The organism is Shewanella sp. SG41-4, from assembly GCF_014164505.1.
Lineage (GTDB): Bacteria > Pseudomonadota > Gammaproteobacteria > Enterobacterales > Shewanellaceae > Shewanella.
Map to the genome: position 1 here is coordinate 1 of NZ_JACJFI010000456.1, position 2,176 is coordinate 2,176.

Below are 2,176 nucleotides of genomic sequence, written 5' to 3' on the forward strand. Positions count from 1 at the left end.
CTGCCGTTTATTCTGAAAGAATTAGTCGACACACTTGATAAACAGTCTTCAGCCCAACTCATCGCAGTGCCTGTTGGATTGGTGCTAGCTTATGGCATGGTACGTTTGCTCAATGTCATTATTGGCGAGATACGAGATACGTTATTTGGTCGTGTTACAGAACGAGCTATTCGTCGTCTAGGAAGGGCTGTTTTTGAACATTTACATCGACTCGATCTTGATTTTCATTTAGATCGCCGAACTGGTGGCCTGTCTCGCGATATTGAACGTGGTACCAGTGGTGTCAATTTTCTAATGCGCTTTATGGTATTTAATATTGTGCCAACACTGCTTGAGATTGCCTTAGTTATTGGTATTTTCTTTTATAATTATGGCGCCAGTTTTGCACTGATCACTTTATTTTCTGTGGTTGCCTATATTGGCTATTCTATTGTGGCGACAGAGTGGAGAACTGGTTATGTGCGCGATGCTGCGAGAGCTGACTCGCTGGCTAATACGCGTTCAATCGATAGCTTGTTAAATTATGAAACTGTAAAATATTTTAACAATGAAGAATTTGAGTCTCAACGATATGATTCTGCACTTGAACAATGGGAAGTCGCAAAGCGAAAAAATCGTTTATCATTATTTGCTCTTAATGGTGGACAGGCATTAATTATTGCCGTTGCAATGACCGCTATGATGGCGCTGGCTGCTTATGAAGTCAGTCAAGGCTCGATGACAATTGGTGACTTTGTTCTTATTAATGCTTTTATGATGCAACTTTTCATTCCTTTAAATTTTTTAGGTTTTGTTTACCGCGAGATCCGTGGAGCATTAGCCAACATTGAACGTATGTTTGATATTTTAGCCAAACAACCACAAGTATTAGACCGAGTTGATGCGATTGAAGAAAGCCCAACTGTCGGAGCAATAAAGTTTACTGATGTAAGCTTTAATTACGACCAACGAGCTATTTTAAACAGTGTCAGTTTTGATGTCCCAGCAGGAAAAAAGATTGCCGTTGTGGGCGACAGTGGCGCAGGGAAATCAACAATCATTAAATTGCTGTTTCGCTTTTATGATGTTGACCGTGGTTCTATTACTATTGATGGTATTGATGTGCGTCAGTTTAGCCAACAGGCTTTACGAAGGGCCATAGCAGTGGTACCGCAAGATACGGTATTATTTAATGATTCTATTTATGAAAATATTAGATATGGTCGCGCAGATGCTACCCACGATGAGATTATAGCGGCGATTAAATTAGCTCATTTGAGCGAGTTTATTGAATCACTGCCTGATAAAGGTAATACCAAGGTCGGTGAGCGAGGGCTTAAGCTCTCTGGCGGCGAAAAACAACGTGTTGCTATAGCAAGAGCGGTGTTGAAAGGTGCGCCTATTTTGGTGTTTGATGAAGCAACCTCTTCATTGGATTCACGCTCAGAACAAGCTATTTTAAGTGCTCTTAGAGACGCCGCAAAAGGCCACACAAGTTTAGTTGTAGCCCATCGTCTATCGACCATTATTGATGCAGACCAAATCGTTGTATTGAGTAAAGGTAAGATTGTTGAGCATGGTACTCATACCAGTTTGTTAGCTCAACAAGGTCTTTATGCTCGGCTCTGGCATATTCAACATGAACAAAAAGATCTGGCGAATGGTTGAGGGTAGGTCAATCAATATTGTTATAAGATATTGTCGGGTAACATACCGTTATTGCTACAAATAAAAAACTACTTTTAGCGTAATCACTCTATATCCGACGATTTTAACAGCGCTAAATGGTGTTTAAATCGTCTGGTTATATTTAAGGCGAATGAATATTTTGACGACAGTGATCAACGCAGTTAATCTATAGCCTGACTTATGGTTATTTATTCCAGATAACTTTATTTTTCAATAAATTGGATTTTATTAAAGGTGCTAATTCGTGTATAGAGGTGACTTGTGCATAATATTGCGTTAATTGCGGCGCTAGAAGGCACCCGACATCAAGTGACAACCGATTGGTTTGCTATTATGGCAATGCTTAAATCGCGTAACATGTCCGACGATGCTATTAAAATAGTGTATAGCGACTTGTGTGCAGGCTTAAGGGTGACGACTCGAGGACTTACTTTAGCTAAGGCGATAAACAACGACCTAGATAAAAGCATTATTAAACAAAGTGATGATCCGCAGGATCATCACTTTG

2 protein-coding genes are annotated in these 2,176 nt (G+C 40.0%); both read left to right on the forward strand.

Going from position 1 to position 2,176, the window contains the following annotated elements; translation table 11 throughout:
* A partial coding sequence (locus H5202_RS21020; protein ID WP_182773774.1) for an ABCB family ABC transporter ATP-binding protein/permease occupies positions 1 to 1,647 on the forward strand: 1,647 nt, incomplete at its 5' end.
* A 282-nt stretch (positions 1,648 to 1,929) separates the two neighbouring features.
* The coding region (locus H5202_RS21025; RefSeq protein ID WP_182773775.1) for a hypothetical protein at positions 1,930 to 2,176 on the forward strand (247 nt) is incomplete at its 3' end.